Below are 18,848 nucleotides of genomic sequence, written 5' to 3'. Positions count from 1 at the left end.
CGCCGTTCCGCGGCGCCCGCGTGCCCGTCGACGGTGCCGGCGAAAGCAGAGTGAGGAATACGCCGAGGGGAGGATGAAGGCGGATGCCAGCGGCCGCTAAAATCGGCGGAATGGCTGTGACCCGCGGTGCAGATGGTGCAGGCACTCGAGTCGCCGTGCTCGGCCCCGTGCTCGTCGAGGGGCGCGCGGGAACGCTCGTGGAGCCGTCGGGCACTCTCGGCAAGAGCCTCATGGTCGCGCTCATGCTCGCTCGGGGTGGGGCGCTGTCGGTCACGTCACTGATCGATGACCTGTGGGGCGACGAACCGCCGCGCCAGGCCAAGGCCGCGCTGCAGACTCTCGTGTCGCGCGTGCGCGCCGAGTGCGCCGATGGACTGCTCGTCTCCACGAACGGCGGGTACGCCCTGGCCGCGGCACCGGACGCGACCGACCTCGGGCAGGCGACTGCGCTTCGGGACGCGGCGCGGGCATCCGTCGCGGCTGGCAATCATGCGGCCGCGGAGGAGCAGTCGAGCGCGGCCCTGGCGCTCTGGCGCGCGGAACCCGGCGTGGACCTCAGCGAGGCGCCGGCCGCCGACCTCCGTTCGCGCGCGTCGACGCTGCGCTCGGAACTGCAGCGGATCCGGGTGGAGAGCCTCATGCGGATCGGCAGGTCTGCGGAGGCGGTCACCGCGCTCGAGGCGTTGGCGGCGGCCGCGTCGCTGGACGAGGAACTCCAACTGCTGCTCATGCAGGCCCTCGCCGCGGCGGGGCGCCGCAACGACGCCCTGGCCTCCTTCGCGAGATTCCGCGCGGCGCTGCGAGACGAACTCGGCACCTCGCCCGGCCAGCAACTCGTGCAGTTCAATGCCGAACTGCTGCGGGATGACCCTCCCGCGGCACCCGCAGAGCGTTCAGGTCGCGTGCGCATCGGCCTTCGCGAGGCGCCCAACGGTCTCCTCGGTCGTGAGCACGATCTCGTGGCGCTCGAGGAACTCATCCGGTCCTCGCGCCTCACCACTATCCTCGGACCGGGCGGACTCGGCAAGACGCGACTCGCGCAGGAGCTCGCGCACCGCGCATCCGTGCCCGCCGTCATCGTCGTCGAGCTGGCGAGCGTGCGCTCCGGTGACGACGTGACGCTGGCCCTCGGTTCGACCCTGGGCATCCGCGAGGCGAGCGGCAGTAGCCTCACGATCACCGACGCGAACGTGCGCCTCGACGTGAGGGAACGCATCCTGGCGACCCTCGGCGAGCGCGAGACACTGCTCGTGATGGACAACTGCGAGCACGTCGCGGATGCCGCAGCGGCGTGGATCGCAGACATCCTGGCCTCGACGACCACGGTGCGCATTCTCGCCACGAGTCGGTCACCGCTCGCGATCAGCGGCGAAAGCGTCTACCCGCTCGACTCGCTCGCGAGCGGCGACGAGGAGTCCGGCCTCGGCCCGGCCGGCAAGCTCTTCATCGAGCGGGCGCTTGCCGCGCGGCCCGGTGTGACCCTGCCGCTGACCACGATCACACGCCTGTGCACGCGGCTCGACGGGCTGCCGCTCGCGATCGAGCTCGCGGCGGCTCGCGTGCGTTCCATGTCGGTCGAGGAGATCGAGCGGCGCCTGAACAACCGCTTCGCCCTGCTCACCAGCGGTGAGCGCACGGCCCCGGAACGACACCGCACCCTCGTCGCCGTGATCGATTGGAGCTGGAACCTGCTGGGCGAGAGCGAACGCGCCCTGCTGCGCCGGCTCTCGCGCTTTCCCGACGGATTCAGCGCCGAAGCGGCGCAGGTCGTGGGCAGTACGGACGGGGCCGATGTCACCGACGCGCTCGACGGGCTCGTCACGCAATCGCTCGTGTCGGCATCCGAGGACGCGTCGACCGGTGAGATGCGCTACCGCATGCTCGAGACGGTGCGCGAGTTCGGGGAGATGGCCCTCGTCGACGCGGGAGAAGACCTCGCGGTGCGGGCGGCTATGGCCGAGTGGGCCGAGACGCTTGCCGGCGGGCTCATGTCCTCCCTCGGCAGCAGCGGCCAGATCCGCAGTTTTCATGTGCTCGCCCTTGAGCAGGACAACCTCGTCACGGTGCTGCGCAGCACGCTCGACGACGGCAACGCGGATGCCGTGGTCACGATCTTCGCGAGCCTCGCCTACTACTGGGCCATGCGCGGTGCGCAGTCGGACATCGCCGGTTTCGCGGGCGCGGTTCTGCGCGCGACGACCGGGTACACGCCGGACGCGGAGCATCTGACCGCCGCGACCGCGACCTACATGATCGCGGCAGCCTCTGCCTTCGTGGGCGACACGAGGCGTGCCATGCTCGCCCGCGGCCGGCTGCGTGCGGTGAAGCGCATCGGCCCCGCCGCCGACGCACGCATCGAGACCCTCTCGCGCCTCCTGCTCGCCTTCAACAAGCCGGCGGAGGCGATGGCGATTCTCGCGGAGGCCCGCACCTCCGCGGACAACGGAATGGCGGCGCTTGGTGCGTTGCTCGGCGCACAGCTCGAGGAGAACGGCGGCGAACTTGAGACCGCGATCGTCTCATCGCGGCGTGCCTACGATCTCTCCGAGTCGGCCGGGGACGTGTGGCTACAGTCGACCGCGGCGCAGGCACTCGCGAACCTGCACAGCCAGCGCGCCGAGACCGAGCAGGCTCTCGAGTGGGCCGCGAAGTCGCGCGACGGGATGAACGCGCTGCAGGCCAACGGCGACCTGCAGCAACTCAGTTGGGTCATCGCTATGAACGAACTGCGGGCGACGCCGGAGAATGCTCGCGGCACCTTCGAGAGCTTCGTCGCCCAGAGTGACGAGGACCTCGGGGCAGACTTCGCCGACCTGCGCTCGATCGGCTGGGCGGGACTCGCGGAAATCGCGCTCGCGGACGGCCGCGTCGCCGACGGCCTTGCCTTATACCGCAGGTCGATCGACGCCTTCAGCCGCGACAAGGGGCGCATGGCGCCCTGGTACATCATCGTCGCCTCCGCCTGCATCAGCGCCCACGTCTTCGCGGGTGCCGCGGGCACCGAGAGCACCTATCTCGAGGACCTGGTGCGCCGGGTGCGCATCAGGGTGCTTGTCTCGAGCAGAACGCGGCGGGAGTTCATGGACCTGCCCGTCGCGGGTGCCTCGCTCGTCGGCATCTCCGCATGGCTCCTATCGACCGCGGCGCCCGAGGCGGCACACTCGCACGAGCTCGGGCTGCGGATGCTGCTGCTCGCCGACGTGATGGGCGGTCGCCAGGACATGCCATCGCTCGGCCGCGCGCGGTGGGTGGATGCCGCGGTCGCCGCCCACGGGACGGCGGCGATCGACGCGGCCCGGGCATCCGTCGCGGGGCTCTCACCGCGGCAGGCATTCGTGCTCGCCTGCGAGCTGCTGCGCGACCCCACTCTGCGTGCTGGGCGGGTTGAGTAGCGAGGCACGAGCGTATCGAACGCCGTCCTGAGCCTGTCGAAGGGGCCCCCACGCTGGTTGAGTAGCGAGGAACGAGCGTATCGAAACTCGTCCTGAGCCTGTCGAAGGGGCCCCCACGAAGTAACTCGCAGGGGCCTCAATACGCTCGCTGGCGCTAGCTACGCCTTCCGCATATATGCCCGCACGGTGAGCGGCGCAAAGATCGCCACGACGACCGCGGACCCGAGCAGCGCGAGCCACAGGTCGCCGGTCACTGCTCCCGTGTTGGTGAGCTCGCGCACCGCCGTGATGAGGTGCGACACCGGGTTGCCGTTGACGAAGCCCTGCAGCCAGTCGGGCATGGTGTTGACCGGAACGAAGGCGTTCGACAGGAACGTCAGCGGGAACAGGATCAGGAACGAGATGCCCTGAACGCTCGAGGCGCTGCGCGCGATCACGCCAAAGAAGGCGAAGATCCAGCTGAGCGCCCAGGCGCAGACGATCACGAGCATGCCCGCGAGCACGACGCCGCCGAGGCCGCCGCCCGGGCGCCATCCCATGATGAAGCCCATCACGAAGGTGAGCGTGGTGGCGATGAGGTAACGGATGGTGTCGGCGAGCAGGGCGCCGGCGAGCGGTGCGATGCGGGCGATCGGCATCGACTTGAAGCGGTCGAACACACCCTTGTCCATGTCTTCGCGCAGCTGAACGCCGGTGACCACGGAGGTCGTGATGACGGTCTGCGCGAGGATGCCGGGGATGATGATCGGCAGGTAACTCCCGATGTCTCCCGAGATCGCACCACCGAAGATGTAGGTGAACATCAGGGTGAAGATGATGGGCTGCACGGTGACGTCGATCAGCTGCTCTGGGGTGCGTTTGATCTTCAGCAGGCCGCGGTAGGCCATCGTGAACGAGTTGCGCACCGTCTGTTCGAAGTCGACGTAGTTGTGCAGCTTCCTGCTCGCGCCGGGTGTGATCGGTGTTGTGGTCAAGGTTGTGGTGGTCATGCGCTGACCCTTTCTGATTCGGAAGCGGCATCCGCTTCTGTTGCTTCGTCAACACCGTGTCCGGTGAGGGTGAGGAAGACCTCGTCGAGCGTGGGCTTCTGCACCGACATCTCGGCCAGGCGGATGCCCGCCTCACGTAGGGTGATGAAGAGGTCGGTCACGGCGTCGGGGTTGGTCATCGGTGCGGTGATGCGTCCGGGCTCGGAGGCAGCGGTGGCCTCCACGCCGAGAACGCTCGTGATCGCGCGACGGGTGTCTTCGACATCCGCCGGATCGATGAGCTTGAGCTGCAGGGTCGACTCACCGACCGAGGCCTTGAGTTCGTTCGACGTGCCCTCCGCAACGACCTTGCCACTGTCGATGACGGCGATGCGGTCGGCCAGCTGGTCGGCCTCATCGAGGTACTGCGTGGTGAGCAGCACGGTCGAGCCGGTGGAGACGAGGCGGCGCACGGTGTCATACATCTGCGCGCGCGTTCTCGGGTCGAGGCCCGTGGTGGGCTCGTCGAGGAAGATCAGCGGAGGCTGCGCGAGGAGGCTGGCAGCGAGGTCGAGCCTGCGCCGCATCCCGCCGGAGAACTTGCTGATCGGCCGCCTGGCGGCATCCGTCAGCGCGAACTCCTCGAGCAACTCGGCGCTCTTGCGCTTCGCTTCTGCGCGACCGAGGCCGAGCAGGCGCCCGAAGATGATGAGATTCTCGGATGCGCTCAGCCGCTCGTCGACGGACGCGAACTGCGCCGTCACCCCGATGAGCTGGCGCACGACCTGTGCCTCTTTCTGCACGTCGTGGCCGAAGATCGTCGCGGTACCGGCGTCTGGACGCAGGAGAGTCGCGAGCATGCTGATCGTCGTGGTCTTGCCCGCGCCGTTCGGCCCGAGCACACCGTAGATGCTGCCGGTGCGAACGCTGAGGTCGACGCCGTCGACGGCACGGTTGGTGCCGAAGACCTTGACGAGTCCGTGGGCTTCGACGGCCCATTCTGAACTGGTGGACATAGCGTGTCCTTTCTGTGGAAACTGTGTCGAGTTCCACAGTGCGGGCACGCACTTACACGGCGCTCACGTGGCGCTTACAGCGTGCTTACGAGGGCCCGCCTGACCCATCCAAAACTGCGATAGCACCATCGATGAAGGACTGTTGTCGACATTTTTGTTGCCGCGTAGCGTGAAAGTACATTCTCAGCAAAGGAGCGAGCGGGTGGGAAAATTCGTAATTCAGCCTCACGGAAGGCTGCAAGAGTGGGTCGCCGAAGAACGCGGTTATTTCACCGAGGAAGGCCTCGACTACGAGTTCACCTCAGAGCGATTCTCAAGTGACACCAGGACAACCTCCGCGGTGCAGTCGGCCGACGAGGTTTCGCACGAGCTCAAGAGCGGCGCGCTCGAAGACATGGAAAGTGGCCGTGCCTGCGACGTTTCAGGTGCCTGCCACTGGGCCGTGAATGAAGCTGCGACCAAGACGAGCGGAAAGATGTGGGGATCCGCATACTCCGTCTCGCCAGCCGGCATCTTTGTGGCTCCGGATTCGAAGTACCAGCGCCCCGAAGACCTCGCCGGAGTGCCTGTTGCCGTGGGTTACCACTCGGGCAGCCATTACTCTGCGGTGCAGGCACTGGCTTCCGTTATGGACCAGTCCGCGATCACGACGGAGTTCGCAGGGCTGCCCTACGACAGGCTGCGGCTGATGATGCGTGGCAAGGTGCAGGCGGCCAACGTGTTCGGACCCCAGTTTTACCTGCTGGAGCAACTGGGCTACCGCAAGCTGTTGGACACCACCTTCATGATGGGGTTCTTCGTATCCGACAGCGCCGATCACGAAGACACCGCACGGTACTTCCGCGCTCTTGAGAAGGCACAGGCCGACATCGACCTGGAGCAGGAGCGCTACAAGAAGTACTGGCTGGACGAAATGCCCGAAGATCTCGCCGCTGTCGCCGACATCCGTCGCTTCGGGCCCGGTGAGCGGATAGTGTTCCAGTCATACACGCAAGAGATGTACGACAAGACTCAAGCGTGGATGAAGAAATGGGATCTGCTCGACTTGGAGCTGGGCGCAGATTCCGGCTATAAGTCGGCAGTGCTTGTCTAACGGAGTGCTTGACTAAAGAAGCGCTTGTCTAAAGAAGCGACAGGTGTCGTGTCGCGTCCGAGCCAGTGCAGGGCTCTGGACGAGCCACCGCTGGCGAGGGAGACTGTGGCGTGAACCTGGATTTGTTCCGCCTTCTGGTCTTCGTCGCTGTCGTCGACCGTAACGGCTATTCGGCCGCGGCCCGTCACCTTCACCTCAGCCAATCCACCGTCTCTCATCACGTCGGAGAACTGCAAAAGGGATTGCAGGCCGAGCTCCTTGTCTACGAGCAAGGCACGATCCACCTAACGGCGGCCGGCCGCGAGGTCTACCGCTCGGCGCTGCTCATGCTCACGGAGCAGGACTCTCTCGAACACGCGTTGGACGACCTCAAGCGCGGCCGCGGAGGGCGGGTGCGGCTCGGAGCCAGCCTCGCGTTCGAGCAGGAGTACTTCCTGGACCAGGCGATCGCCCCGTTCCTTCGGTCGCATCCGCAGACCATGCTGTCGCTTCGCTTTGGTCACAGCGGCAGCACCGCGCAAGCAGTTCTCGACCGCCAGCTCGACCTCGCGTATGTCATCGATTGGCACCTCCCAGCGGATGCGCAGTTCGAGTTGTTGCACACCGCAGAGTTGATGTTCTTCGTGGCGAAAGATCACCCATTGGCCGCGAAAGAAAGCGTCGCTCCCGAGGAAGTCGCCGAGGTGGGTTTGATCACCGCCCCCGCGACGAGCAGCGAATCGGTCTACTACCTCGAGAAGCTTCGCGAAAGTGGCATGCGTGGGGACAATTCAGTGCTTGAGGTCGACGGGTTACAGGCCAGGATGCTCGCGGCGAACGCGGGATTGGGCGTCGTCGCCACCTTCGTGCCCAAGTACGCGCATACGAGCACGCTAACCGGCGCGCTCGTACCGGTGCGGCTCGATCGACCGACCGCGCGTGCAGAGATCGGCCTGGTGCAACGCGTCGGAGATAACGGCTCCGAGACCGTGGCGGCGGTCGCGGCCTGGCTGCGGGACCTATCTTCGACGAAGTGAACCGACCATGACCAATCGGCTCTCGAACGAGACGTCTCCCTACCTGCTGCAGCACGCGAAGAACCCGGTCGACTGGTATCCGTGGGGCTTGGAAGCCTTCGCCGAAGCAACGCGGCGCGACATCCCCGTCTTCCTGTCCATCGGTTACAGCACCTGTCACTGGTGTCACGTCATGGCGCGCGAATCCTTCGAAGACGAAGGGACCGCGCAGTTGCTCAACTCACGGTTTGTGTGCGTCAAGGTGGATCGGGAGGAGCGCCCGGATGTCGACTCGGTGTACATGGCAGCGATGCAAGCTATCTCGCACCATGGCGGCTGGCCGATGTCGCTGTTTCTCAGCCCGCAGGGGGAGCTGTTCTACGCCGGCTCCTACTGGCCGAAGGTCGCGCGGGACGGCCGCCCCGCATTCGTCGAGGTGGCTGAAGCGGTCTGGCGCGCGTGGGAGGACCGTCGAGGCGCGGTCGCAGCGTCGGCGCAGGCTGTATCCGCCCGGCTCTCCGCCGCGCGGTCTACGACCACCGGAACCGAAGTGCGGCTGGACACCGCCGACCGGGCCGCCCTGGTAGCGACCAACACACTCTGGGATACCGAACACGGCGGATTCGGTCAGGCGCCAAAGTTCCCGCAAGCGATGACAATCGAGTGGCTGCTTTATCGGCATGCGCGCACCGCGGATAGCGCCGCGCTCGACGCGAGCGTTCAGGCGCTCGAAGTGATGGCTCGCGGCGGAATTCACGATCAGCTCGATGGCGGATTCGCCCGATACTGCACCGACGAGAACTGGCTCGTTCCCCACTTCGAGAAAATGCTGTACGACAACGCACTGCTGCTGCCCGCCTATGCCGCCGCAGCATCGCTCACCGGACGCGGTGATCTAGCCCGCACTGCCCGTTCCACGGCCGAGTACCTTCTCACCAAACTCAGAACTGATGACGGGGCATTCGCGTCGGCGACAGACGCAGAAAGCGGCGGTGTTGAAGGCGGCTATTTCGTCTGGGCGTACGACGACGTGGCGGCGGCGCTTACCGCGGCCGGAGTGGATCCGATACCGTGGTGCGCGTTTCTCGGCGCGAGCGCCTCAGGAAACTGGCAAGGCACCAACATTTTGCACGAAGCCATCCCGCGAGAACAGGCGGCGGCAACCCTTGGCATCTCGCAACAGCAATTCGAGGCGGAGTGGATCCGGCTGAGGCACGCCCTCTCGGTCGCACGCTCCACGCGCCCGCCATTGCGTCTGGATACCACAATCCTGACGGACTGGAATGCGCTCGCCATCCGGGGGCTGGTCCGAGCGGGATTGCTGCTCGACGAGCCCACGTGGATCGACGCGGCCGCCGAGGTCGCGACGTTCCTTCACGAGCGATTGTTCCTCGGTGGTCGCCTCCAGCATCTCTGGCGTGCTGGCAGGGCGAGCATTGCGGGGTTCTTTCTGGATCATGCAGCTCTCGCGCTCGCCGACCTCGAACTGTTCCAGGCGACCGGAGAGGATCTCTGGTTCACCCAGGGGCTGGAACTGGCGACCCACGCGCACGAACTTTTTCACGATGACGCTGACAACGGCTGGTTCGACACTTCTGAACCCATCGCCCCACTGAACACCCGCCCCAAAGCGACCCGGGACGACGCAACGCCCAGCGGAACATCCGTCATGGTCGAGGTTTGTCTGATCCTCGCCGGACTCACTGGTGATGTGACGTGGTCGACCCGAGCCCGAGAGGGCGTGGGTGCGCTCCAACCGGATGCTGCCCGCAACCCGACGCGGCACGGCTGGCTGCTGAGGCAGATCGAATCCATGTCAGCGTTGCCGCGCGAGATTGCCATCGTTGGCCGTCCCGGACACGCAACCGACGCACTGCTGCGCACGGCGTTCAGCCGCCCTCGTCCAGGCACCGTCATCGTGGCAGCTCGCCCGAACAACTCAAGCACGGTGCCGCTCTTGCTCGGACGCGGGGAAGTCGAGGGTGTGTCCGCCGCATACGTGTGTGAAAACCTGTCCTGCCAGCGACCCGTCATCAGCGCCGCAGCTCTGAGTGCCCTGCTGACGTGAAGAAGCCCGACCGATTCTCGACGCCGATTGGGGAGCGGTCGAACCCCCGATAGGTCGGGCCTGGCCTTTCGACGCCATCCGCACCCTTGACCAGACGCGGCGCCGCCCGTAACATACAACCAATTGGTTGTAGCTTGGGCGAAGCGAGGGATGAAATGACAGCAGTATCAGCAATTCAACCGTGCCTCTGGTTCGACAACCAGGCGCGCGAAGCGATGGAGTACTACGTCGGCGTCTTTCCGAACTCGCGCATCGTCTCCATCGACGAGTATCCCGACGAATCTCTCGATGAGCACTTCGGCGGGATGTCGGGCAAGGTCATCAATGGCCGCTTCACTCTGAACGGCGTCGACTTCACGTGCTTAGACGGCGGCCCGCTCTTCACTTTCACGGAGGCGATCTCGTTCGTCGTCTCCTGCGCCGACCAAGACGAGATAGACGCCTACTGGTCGAAGCTCTCGCACGTGCCGGAGGCCGAACAGTGCGGCTGGTGCAAGGACCGGTTCGGTGTCAGCTGGCAGATAATCCCCGCGAACATGAGCGAGATGCTCGGTCGACCCGAGCAGGTGCAAGCGATGATGCAGCAAAAGAAGATCGTGATCCAGGAACTCCTGGACGCCTGACCTGCCTGGAAGCGAGCGCGTCATGAAGAGCCACACCCTGAAAACTGACGGCGCAGACATCGTTTACGACGTTGCAGAGGCCGATCCGAACGCGGATGCCCGCCCGCCGCTTCTCATGATCGGCCAGCCCATGGGCGCGAGCGGCTTTCGGGCGCTGGCCTCCTACTTTCCCGAACGAACCGTGGTCACCTACGATCCGCGTGGGCTCGGACGAAGCACCCGCAGTGACGGCGAAGTAACCAACTCGCCGGTCATCCAGGCCGAGGATGTGCACGCCGTGATCACAGCGCTGGGCGGCGGCCCAGTGGACTTGTTCGCGAGCAGCGGTGGTGCCGTGACGGCGTTGGCGCTCGTCGCGTCGCATCCGCGCGATGTGGCAACGCTCGTGGCCCACGAGCCGCCATTGCCGAGCGTCTTGCCCGACGCTGCGGCCGCGGAGCGCGCACTCGCAGCCGTGCATGACGTCTACGATTCGCGCGGGTTTGGCGCCGGCATGGCGGCGTTCATCGCGATGACGTCATGGCAAGGGGAGTTCACTGACGAGTACTTCGCGATGCCCGCTCCCGATCCCGCGATGTTCGGGATGCCCGCCGAAGACGATGGCTCGCGGGACGATCCTCTCCTCTCGGAACGATCGAGCGCCGTGACCGGTTTTCAGATCGATGTCGCCGCTCTGGCGCACTCGACGACTCGGATCGTCATTGGCGTGGGCGTGGAGTCGGCTGGGTTGTTCACGGGGCGCACCTCCGTCGCGCTGGCAGGGCTGCTGGGGCAAGAGGCGCTCGAGTTCCCGAGTCACCACGGGGGTTTCGCCGCGGAAGACTCTGGATACCCCGGCCAGCCCGAGGCTTTCGCCCGAACGCTGCGTGAGGCTCTCGCCGCCGAAGCTTGATCGCTGGAGGCATCCGGGAGCTCCCTCTTGCTGTATGTTGTTTGATACAACAAACTACAGGAGGCGTAGTGACACAGCGCGGCGACGAACTCATCGACGAGCGCGTTCAGAAGTTAGCGGCCATGGATGAAGACCTCCAGCGCATGCTCGCCGGCGACTGGATGCGTTACCGCACCTCGCCAGCGCTGCAGGAGCTGACCCGGGAGGCGCACTCGGTCTGCGCGGAGATCAACCGCATCTACTACGACTCCCCCGCCGAGGCACAGCGGCTCTTCGAAGAACTCGTCCTCGGTGCCGGCGTCAACATCGACTTCCGCCCGCCGATCACCATCGACTACGGGATGCGCCTTTCGATCGGCGATCGCACCTTCATCAACGCCGACTTCCTCATCATCGGCGGTGGCTTCGTCACCATCGGCTCCGATTGCCTGATCGGGCCACGGTGCAGCATCTACACCCCCAACCACGCGCAAGACGTCACCCGAAGGCTCGAGGGCTGGGAGCGGCCGGCGCCCGTCACGATCGGCAACAACGTGTGGCTCGGCGGATCGGTCACCATTACGCCAGGCGTGACCATCGGCGACAACAGCATCATCGGTGCAGGCTCCGTGGTCACGCGAGACATTCCGGCGAATGTGATCGCCGTTGGCAACCCTTGCCGCCCGGTCAAGCCCATCCCTGAGAGCTAAGCTCCGCCGACTAGGCTGTGAGAAATTTCGTGGACCGAGGCTGAAACCGGAGGGATGTCGTGCTGTCGATCGCCTATGTGAGTGCCGCCACCGAGGCGGTATCCGACCAGGACATCGCCGAGTTGTTGACTCATTCGCGCGCCAATAATGAGCGCGACGGTCTCACCGGAGCACTTCTCTACCACCACGGGCGATTCATTCAGATCCTCGAAGGACCAGACGACGCTGTGCACGCCCGGCTCGAGATCATCGCCGCCGACCCGCGACACCGCAACATCCAGAAGATGCGCGAACAGGTCATCGCTGCTCGCCAGTTCCCGGAGTGGACGATGGGGTTCCGGCCGTTGTCCGACACATCAGTGCACCAACTCGACGGGTTCGAAGATTTCTTCGCGCGGAGTGGAAAGTCTCGGCTCGAGCATGCAGAGAACGAGGCGCAACAGTTTCTCGAGTGGCTCGGTGAATACTGGCTGGCGCGGAGCTGACGCTCCCAAACCGCCAGCTGGCTAGTCGGCGATCTTCGTGCCGAGGTCGTCGTAGCTGAACTCGCCGAGGCGAATACCGAGTCGTTCGGATGCGGACACCAAGGCGAGTTGCGCGAAGACGGTTTCCACGATCGCCCGAGGCAGACCAGCGAGATCCGGGTCGAGCTTGACGATCGTCAACGAAGCATCGCTGGAGTGCGCATCGACCGACGACGACGCCGTGATGAGCACCACTGGCACCCCGCGAGCCTTCAACGGCGCGACGAGTTCGAGCTCCCGCTCGTCGCCGAACATGACGACGACGGTGCGTGGCGATGCGGCCTCGATGGGACCGTGGGTGTACTCGAACGTCTCGTAGCAGCCGGTCGGCATGCGCACGCCCTCGCGCAGCATGAGCGCGAATTCCGCCGCCGCGGAGAGAGAAACGCCCCGCCCGATCACATCCACGCTGGTCGCAGCAGCGATCCAGTCGCCCGCAATGCTGGCGGAACCGGCAAAACTGGTCAGGGCACTCCCTACCCGCTCGGGCACCGCTGCCAGGATCTCGTCGTGCGGCAGCACGCCCATATTCTCGAGCGTCAGTGCGTAGGTAAGCAGCGTGCCGGTGTATCCCACGGTGTAGATCGCGGAGTCGTGGACGCCACCGAGGGTGATCATCGAATCGACGGCCTGGCTCAACGGAGAGTCACCGACGTTCGAGACGCCGACCCGCGCTCCGCGCGTGAGACGGTCGGCGGCTTCGATCGGCTCGGGGCTTCGCCCGGACTCGGAGACCAGGAGGTAGCGATCCGCGGCCTGGTAGCCGCCCCGCCAGCCCAGCACGTCCGTGGCAGTGAGGTTGACAGCGCGGCGCCCCGCTGCGGCGAGAACGGCGACGACCGCGTGCCCGGAGTTGTGGGACGCACCCATGCCGACAACGCCCAGCGTCTCTGACTCGCCGAGGGCGGCAAGCGGAGCCGAGGCAAGCTGCGCCATCACGGTCTCGCGAATGAGCGCGAGCTGCGCCGGCTGCGACCGCACGGCCGAATCGAAATCTATTTCCGGCATCCGTTACCCCTTGATCGATCCGGCGGACATGCCGCTCACGATGTAGCGCTGGAAGATCAGCGCGATGATCAGCGGCGGGATGGCCGCGACCAGGCCACCGGCGGCGACCAGTCCGAAGTCGGTCGTGTACCGGCCCGCGAATTCGCTGATCGCGACGGGAAGTGTCTTCGCGGCGTCGCTCGACGTGAAGACGAGCGCGTACATGAATTCGTCCCACGCGAGGAGGAAGGCGAACATCAGGGCGGCGAAGATGCCGGGTCTCGCCGCGGGCAGCACGATGTAGAACAGAGCACCGAGCCGCGACGTTCCGTCGATGCGGGCCGCATCCTCGAGGTCTTCGGGAATCGTCATGAAGTAGTTGCTGAGAATCCAGAGGACGAACGGCACCACGAGCGAGCAGTCCACGATGACCAGGCCGGTGAGCGTGTTGAGCAGTCCGAGGGAACTGAGGATCAGGTAGAGCGGGATGAGCAGCGCGATCTGGGGCAGCATGTACGTTCCGAGGAACAGCAGCAGCACGGTTCGGCGAAAGCGGAAGCGCAGTCGCGCGAACGCGTAGGCACCCAGGATTCCGACCACCATCGCCACGGCGACGGTGCTGACGGCGATCACCGTCGAGTTGACGAGGGCCGCGCGAAAGGCGCCGCCGACACCGTCCGATGCGCCCGAGAAGATCGTGGCGAAGCGGCTGAAGTCGAAGTGATCCGGAATCCACTTCAGCGGCGTGCTGATGAGCGTGCGCTGCGGAGTGATGCTGGCCAGCGCCATGTAGCCGATGGGCGCGAGGCAACAGATGGCGACGATCCATGCGGCGATGTGCGTGAGTACGGAGTTGCGTCTCGCGTGATTCATAGCAGGCTCATCTCTGACTTGCGCAGAAGTCGAAGGTAGATCGAGGTGAGAATCAGGATGACGATCACGATCAGTACGGAGAGCGCGGAGCCGATCCCGAAGTTCTGGTCGGAAAAGGCCCGGGTGTATGCGAAGAACGCGATGGTCGACGTGCCGTTGACGGGCCCGCCTCCTGTCATCGCATAGATGATGTCGAAGACCTTAAAGGCCTCCACGGTGCGCAGCACCAACACGATCGAGATCGATGGGACGAGGAGCGGAAGCATGATCGAGCGGAAGATGCGCCATGGCCCGGCGCGGTCGACTCGCGCCGCCTCATAGAGCTCCCCCGGGATGGCGGTCAGGCCGGCGAGGATGAAGAACGCGACGAGGGGGATCGTCTTCCAGGCATCCGCGATGATCACCGCGTTCAGCGCGGTGAATGGTTCACCGAGCCAGGCCTTGTAGTCGTTCAGGATGCCGAGCTGCGTCAGGAGCGCATTGAGCGCACCGTACTGCGCGTTGTAGATTCCCTTCCACATCGCCGCGTTGACGATGGTGGGAATTGCCCACGGAATCACGACGATGGTGCGGAACAGCCACCGCGCCTTGAGCTTGGCGTTGAGCAGCAGCGCCACCCCGAGCCCGACGACGAGCTCGAGCGCGGTGGAGACCACCGTGAAGTAGAGGGTGCGGCCGAGCGAGTCCCAGAACTGCGATTCCGAGAGGGCGTGAGCGTAGTTGCCCACGCCGACGAAGGGCGTGACGGTTGCCAGTGCGGAGTCCACCTGAAAGAGCGAGACCAGCACGGTGCGAAAGATCGGGTAGATGATCACGCCGAATACGGCGACCGCGGCGGGCAGCAGCAGCCAGAACGCGAGGCGCCCCTGCCTGTCGTGCTTGCGTCGCTTCATGCCGTCCGTCGCCCCTGGTGTCCCAGGCGCGCGCTTCGCACTGACAACCGTCACAGTCTCAGCCCTTTGCCGACTTCGCCTGCGAGACAGCCGCATCCAGGGCTGCCTGCGGCGATTCGTTGCCCAGCAGCGCCTTCTGCAGTTGCACCTGCAGGATCTGCGACACCGAGTTGTAGTTGGTGACCTCGGGGCGATCGATCAGCGAGTCGTACTCCTTCGCGCCCACCGCGAAGATTTCCGGGTTGACCTTGGTGATCGCGTCATTCGTGTAACTGGCCTTCCAGTTCGGCAGCCATCCGGTCGTGTACTTCTCCTGCACGGGCTGGCTGGTGACGTACTTGATGAACGTCCACGCGGCATCCTGGTGCTTGGAGCCGGTCGGAATCGACAGCGCCATGGAGCCGTTGACGCCGGGGTGCAGTCCGGTCGGGCCGGATGGCGTCACCGCGACGGCGGCATCGCCAACGATCGACGAGATCTTCGAGTCGTTCATGTCGGCCAGCGTGGACTCCCAGTTGATCTCCATCGCCGTCTTGCCCGCGGCCATCGACTTGTCGGTGTCGTTCTCGAGGAAGGTCAGCGAGGCCGGGTCGGTCAGACCATCCGTGATGGTCTTCCTCATCCAGGTGAGCGCCTCGACACCGTGAGCGTCGTTGACGCTGAGGTTGCCGCTGGAGTCCGTGAAGGATCCGCCGAACGCACCGAGGATCTGCGCGTAGTCGCAGATGAGCGCCTCGGCCTGCGACCAGCTCCACGACAGCGGGTACTTGACGACGCCCGCATCCTTGAGCTTCTTCGCCACCTCGAGAACTCCCGCCCAGGTCTTGATGTCGTCGGCGGTGGCGCCGACCTTGGCAAGCATGGCCTTGTTGTAGAAGAACATCTTGGATGACGGCCCCCACGGCACGCCGTAGTACTTCTTCTGGTATTCGGCCGTCGACAGCGCACCGCCCAGCATGTCGGTCTTCCAGCTCGCCGGGATCTTCTTCGTCACATCGGTGATAAGACCCTTGGATGCCAGCTCGGCCGGCCAGATCACGTCGGTGAGCACGACGTCATAGGTGCCCGCGGGAGCCGAGGTGACGATCTTGTCGTGCAGGGCCTCGTAGGCGACGTAGGTGGGCTTGACCGTGATCTTCGGATACTTCTTCTCGAACGACGCGATCATTTCGTTGATCTGAGTCTCGGAGTAGCCGGCCTGCTTCATGAACAGCGCGTTGATCGTGCCGCTCTGACCGCCGCCCGCGCCGGATACGGTGCTGGCTCCCGTCACGCTGCAGCCGGATGCGAGCAGCGTCACGGCCATGGCGAGCCCGACACCTCCCGCGAGCTTGCGGATGCCTCTGCTTCTGATTTTCATGTGATCCTCCATTGGTCACCTTGCCGTGGTTGTGTTGCACAACTCCCTCGCCAGAGCGAGGGCGCCCATCACCGGTGGAACGGTGAGGAGACTTACCGAGAGGCCGGCGCCGAGTGCGTCGATCTCTCTCACGAGCGCGTCATAGAGCGGGCGCTGATTGCTGATGACTCCGCCGGCGCAGAGCACGCTGCTGCCGACAGCGCCGCGACGATGCACCAGTTCGACGTCGTGGGCGAGCGCGGCGGCGGCAGCGGTGATGACGGATGCGGCAAGCGCACTTCCGCGCTCGGCCGCGTCGAACACGAGCGGGCACAGCCTCGCCCAGGTGGTGAGGCCGACCTCGGCCGCAAAGGCATGCGCGACCTCCGCGACGCCGGTGACGCCGTATCGCTCCATGAGCAGGTGCGCGAGAACGTCGGGTTCCAAGCCCTCATCGTCTGCTTCGAGCACCGCGCGAACGGCCTCTCGGGCGATCCAGGGTGCGCTTCCCTCGTCGTCGACGAGGAAGCCGTGGCCGCCGGCCGACATGAGCGCGCCGTCGGGACCGTGGCCGACGACCTTGGATCCGGTGCCAGCGATCACGGCGATGGCATCCTTGAGGCCGGCCGCGGGCGCGAGCAGTTCAACGTCGTTGACGACGAGGGTGGGACCATCGTGTGCTCGCCGAACTCGATCACCGAAGAGGCGCATCTGCTGCACGCTGTCGAGGTCGCGCGCGCCGATCACGATGGCGGCGTCACGCAAGTCGATCGACTCGGCGATCGATGCGAACAGCCGGTTCGGATTCGTCTCGTCATCGAGCAGGGACTGCTTCTGCCAGCTGCGCGTGAGCACCGTCTGATCGAGAACCACGACGCCGTTGTCCTCGGCCATCACATGGGTCTTCGTGCCACCGAGGTCGATTCCAACGATCACTGCGTCCTAGCCACTCTGCTGAACTTTTGTATCACTCTAATACGAAAGTATCAGCAGTTTATGGCCGCGCCACGACGTCGTCAAGGGGAACGGTCAAGGAGCGCGGTCGAGCAGCACGTGCGGCGGCGTCGTGCCTCAGGACAGGTAGGTGAACTCGTTCACTTCCGCGGCGGCCAACTCCGCGACGCCCATGATCACGGCATCCTCGCGGAAGGTGGCCGGCACCAGGCGCGGAACCTCGATGATCCTGCCGCTGAGCCGCTTGTAGATCGCGGGCAAGAAGCGCTCGCCGTTGCCGAAGCTGCTGGCGACCACGACGAGCTCTGGATCGAGCACCGTCACGAGCGCGGCGATGGTCAGCGAGATCAGGTCGAGGATCTCCTCGGCAAGTTCCCGCGCGTTGTCGTTGCCATCCGCGGCGAGTTGGAAGATGTCTTCGGCAGTGACCCTGCCGTTGGCGGGCAAGGGAATTCCCCGCTCCCGCGCCTGCTTCGTGAGCGCGACGGATCCGATGCGGTCTTCGAGGTCGCCGTGTTCGTCGTACGAACGGGCAAACGCCGAGCGGTCCATCAGCAGGTAGCCGACCTCGCCGGCCTTGGCACCCGCTCCGCGATGCAGCTCGCCGTTCGTGATGATGCCCGCGCCGAGGCCTCGGCCCAGGAGGAGTGACACGAGGCTCGACGTGCCACGGCCCGCTCCTCGATTGAGTTCGCCGAAGGCAAGCGCGTTCGCGTCGTTCTCTACGACGATGGGAAGCTCGAATCGCTCGCGCAGAATGCGGCCGAGGGGGACCTCGTTCCATCCGATCTCGGGCATCCTGGCCACCAGGTCGTCGGGCGGAGCGACGGTGCCGGGCACCGCCACGCCGATCGAGACACACGGAGCACCGAGACCGCGGGCGCCGTCCACGAGAAGGTTGATCAGTTCGATCATCAGCTCGAGTTGCGTCGACTGTTTGCCGGCGATCGCCTCAGCGCTCGCGTCCGGTGCGAGCGGCCCCGGCAGCGCGACCTCGCGTCGCAGCACGATCTGGCCGTCGAGGTCGACGAGCACACCGGCAACTCGTTCCGCATGAAGCTGGATGGCGGCGACGAGCCGCGCGTCACCCGCATAGCGGAGCAGGATCGAGGGACGACCACCATTCGACGGCTCGTGTCCTGCCACCACAAGGATGCCGGACCTGATGAGCTCGGCCGTCAGCCGATTGACCGTGGCGGGGCTCAGTCCCGTACGGGCACCGATCTCGCGCCGTGACAGCGCCCCCACCTGACGCAGGAGTTCTGTGATCGAGGTGCTGTTGACCTTCGCAAGCGCGCGAGTCGTCGCTCCCCCGCGCCGGGCATCCGCATCCACCTTCGTCACGCCAGGCTACCCCTCGAAGCCGGGGCCTTAATAGTCATAATGCAAACTTAGTGTCGCGGGGTGCGATCCGTCGTCATGGACGCTGGTCCAGAACTGCACCCGTTCGCCGTTTCGGCTCGGCTGAGTTCGCACCAGCGCGACGTGCGTTCAACAGGAGACGCGGGCGCCACGCCGCCATCCCGTCCTGTCGACGCGGGG

The 18,848-nt window shown here is 65.5% G+C and carries 16 protein-coding genes; 8 read left to right on the top strand and 8 right to left on the bottom strand.

Annotation, left to right across the window (positions count from 1 at the left end; genetic code table 11):
• The first annotated feature begins 110 nt into the window (after window positions 1-110).
• The gene (locus tag ABUA37_RS11310) at window positions 111-3,392 is read left to right on the top strand and encodes an ATP-binding protein (RefSeq protein ID WP_349899296.1); all 3,282 of its coding nucleotides are present in this window, start codon (window positions 111-113) and stop codon (window positions 3,390-3,392) included.
• A 158-nt stretch (window positions 3,393-3,550) separates the two neighbouring features.
• On the opposite strand, the gene ABUA37_RS11305 is transcribed toward ABUA37_RS11310, so the two are convergent.
• Together ABUA37_RS11305 and ABUA37_RS11300 are read right to left on the bottom strand one after the other, a co-directional pair.
• A complete protein-coding gene (locus ABUA37_RS11305) occupies window positions 3,551-4,381 on the bottom strand; it encodes an ABC transporter permease (RefSeq protein ID WP_349899295.1) in 831 nt (276 codons plus the stop codon).
• Window positions 4,378-5,376, bottom strand: a complete 999-nt coding sequence (locus ABUA37_RS11300) for an ATP-binding cassette domain-containing protein (RefSeq protein ID WP_349899294.1) — start codon at window positions 5,374-5,376, stop codon at window positions 4,378-4,380. The genes ABUA37_RS11305 and ABUA37_RS11300 overlap by 4 nt, the downstream gene beginning before the upstream one ends.
• 142 nt (window positions 5,377-5,518) lie before the next feature.
• Between ABUA37_RS11300 and ABUA37_RS11295 the strand changes: the two genes are divergently transcribed.
• From ABUA37_RS11295 to ABUA37_RS11265, 7 genes are all read left to right on the top strand, one after another.
• Window positions 5,519-6,469, top strand: a complete 951-nt coding sequence (locus ABUA37_RS11295; protein ID WP_349899293.1) for an ABC transporter substrate-binding protein — start codon at window positions 5,519-5,521, stop codon at window positions 6,467-6,469.
• A gap of 110 nt (window positions 6,470-6,579) precedes the next feature.
• On the top strand, window positions 6,580-7,485 hold the full coding sequence (locus ABUA37_RS11290; RefSeq protein WP_349899292.1) for a LysR family transcriptional regulator: 906 nt from the start codon (window positions 6,580-6,582) through the stop codon (window positions 7,483-7,485).
• 7 nt (window positions 7,486-7,492) lie between these two features.
• Complete coding sequence (locus ABUA37_RS11285; protein ID WP_349899291.1) at window positions 7,493-9,532, top strand: thioredoxin domain-containing protein; 2,040 nt, start codon at window positions 7,493-7,495, stop codon at window positions 9,530-9,532.
• 155 nt (window positions 9,533-9,687) lie between these two features.
• Entirely contained in the window at window positions 9,688-10,155 is a 468-nt protein-coding gene (locus ABUA37_RS11280) for a VOC family protein (RefSeq protein ID WP_349899290.1), read from the top strand.
• 22 nt (window positions 10,156-10,177) lie between these two features.
• Window positions 10,178-11,047 (top strand): alpha/beta fold hydrolase, encoded by an 870-nt coding sequence (locus ABUA37_RS11275; protein ID WP_349899289.1) that lies wholly within the window; start codon window positions 10,178-10,180, stop codon window positions 11,045-11,047.
• Window positions 11,048-11,115: 68 nt separating this feature from the next.
• Window positions 11,116-11,736, top strand: a complete 621-nt coding sequence (locus ABUA37_RS11270; RefSeq protein ID WP_349899288.1) for a sugar O-acetyltransferase — start codon at window positions 11,116-11,118, stop codon at window positions 11,734-11,736.
• A 59-nt stretch (window positions 11,737-11,795) separates the two neighbouring features.
• Entirely contained in the window at window positions 11,796-12,221 is a 426-nt protein-coding gene (locus ABUA37_RS11265) for a BLUF domain-containing protein (RefSeq protein ID WP_349899287.1), read from the top strand.
• Between the two features lie 21 nt (window positions 12,222-12,242).
• Here ABUA37_RS11265 and ABUA37_RS11260 read toward each other — a convergent pair whose 3' ends face one another.
• From ABUA37_RS11260 to ABUA37_RS11235, 6 genes are all read right to left on the bottom strand, one after another.
• The gene (locus tag ABUA37_RS11260) at window positions 12,243-13,268 is read right to left on the bottom strand and encodes an SIS domain-containing protein (protein WP_349899286.1); all 1,026 of its coding nucleotides are present in this window, start codon (window positions 13,266-13,268) and stop codon (window positions 12,243-12,245) included.
• 3 nt (window positions 13,269-13,271) lie between these two features.
• Window positions 13,272-14,120 carry a carbohydrate ABC transporter permease gene (locus ABUA37_RS11255; protein ID WP_349899285.1) on the bottom strand — a complete coding sequence of 283 codons (849 nt, stop codon included), beginning with the start codon at window positions 14,118-14,120 and terminating at the stop codon, window positions 13,272-13,274.
• Window positions 14,117-15,013 (bottom strand): carbohydrate ABC transporter permease, encoded by an 897-nt coding sequence (locus tag ABUA37_RS11250; RefSeq protein WP_349899284.1) that lies wholly within the window; start codon window positions 15,011-15,013, stop codon window positions 14,117-14,119. The genes ABUA37_RS11255 and ABUA37_RS11250 overlap by 4 nt, the downstream gene beginning before the upstream one ends.
• A 58-nt stretch (window positions 15,014-15,071) precedes the next feature.
• A complete protein-coding gene (locus ABUA37_RS11245; protein WP_349899283.1) occupies window positions 15,072-16,373 on the bottom strand; it encodes an extracellular solute-binding protein in 1,302 nt (433 codons plus the stop codon).
• 15 nt (window positions 16,374-16,388) lie between these two features.
• Complete coding sequence (locus tag ABUA37_RS11240; protein ID WP_349899282.1) at window positions 16,389-17,288, bottom strand: BadF/BadG/BcrA/BcrD ATPase family protein; 900 nt, start codon at window positions 17,286-17,288, stop codon at window positions 16,389-16,391.
• A gap of 135 nt (window positions 17,289-17,423) precedes the next feature.
• A complete protein-coding gene (locus ABUA37_RS11235) occupies window positions 17,424-18,650 on the bottom strand; it encodes an ROK family transcriptional regulator (RefSeq protein WP_349899281.1) in 1,227 nt (408 codons plus the stop codon).
• Window positions 18,651-18,848 lie beyond the last annotated feature (198 nt).

The sequence above is a fragment of the Parafrigoribacterium soli genome (assembly GCF_040227235.1).
In the GTDB taxonomy this organism is placed as follows: domain Bacteria; phylum Actinomycetota; class Actinomycetes; order Actinomycetales; family Microbacteriaceae; genus Parafrigoribacterium_A; species Parafrigoribacterium_A soli.
Note: the sequence above shows the minus strand (reverse complement) of the source record. Positions and strands in the feature narration are given on the sequence as shown.

Coding starts and splice junctions, on each gene's coding strand:
- ABUA37_RS11310 (WP_349899296.1), top strand. CDS start 111: ATGGCTGTGACCCGCGGTGCAGATGGTGCAGGCACTCGAGTCGCCGTG.
- ABUA37_RS11305 (WP_349899295.1), bottom strand. CDS start 4,381: ATGACCACCACAACCTTGACCACAACACCGATCACACCCGGCGCGAGC.
- ABUA37_RS11300 (WP_349899294.1), bottom strand. CDS start 5,376: ATGTCCACCAGTTCAGAATGGGCCGTCGAAGCCCACGGACTCGTCAAG.
- ABUA37_RS11285 (WP_349899291.1), top strand. CDS start 7,493: ATGACCAATCGGCTCTCGAACGAGACGTCTCCCTACCTGCTGCAGCAC.
- ABUA37_RS11280 (WP_349899290.1), top strand. CDS start 9,688: ATGACAGCAGTATCAGCAATTCAACCGTGCCTCTGGTTCGACAACCAG.
- ABUA37_RS11275 (WP_349899289.1), top strand. CDS start 10,178: ATGAAGAGCCACACCCTGAAAACTGACGGCGCAGACATCGTTTACGAC.
- ABUA37_RS11260 (WP_349899286.1), bottom strand. CDS start 13,268: ATGCCGGAAATAGATTTCGATTCGGCCGTGCGGTCGCAGCCGGCGCAG.
- ABUA37_RS11255 (WP_349899285.1), bottom strand. CDS start 14,120: ATGAATCACGCGAGACGCAACTCCGTACTCACGCACATCGCCGCATGG.
- ABUA37_RS11250 (WP_349899284.1), bottom strand. CDS start 15,013: ATGAAGCGACGCAAGCACGACAGGCAGGGGCGCCTCGCGTTCTGGCTG.
- ABUA37_RS11245 (WP_349899283.1), bottom strand. CDS start 16,373: ATGAAAATCAGAAGCAGAGGCATCCGCAAGCTCGCGGGAGGTGTCGGG.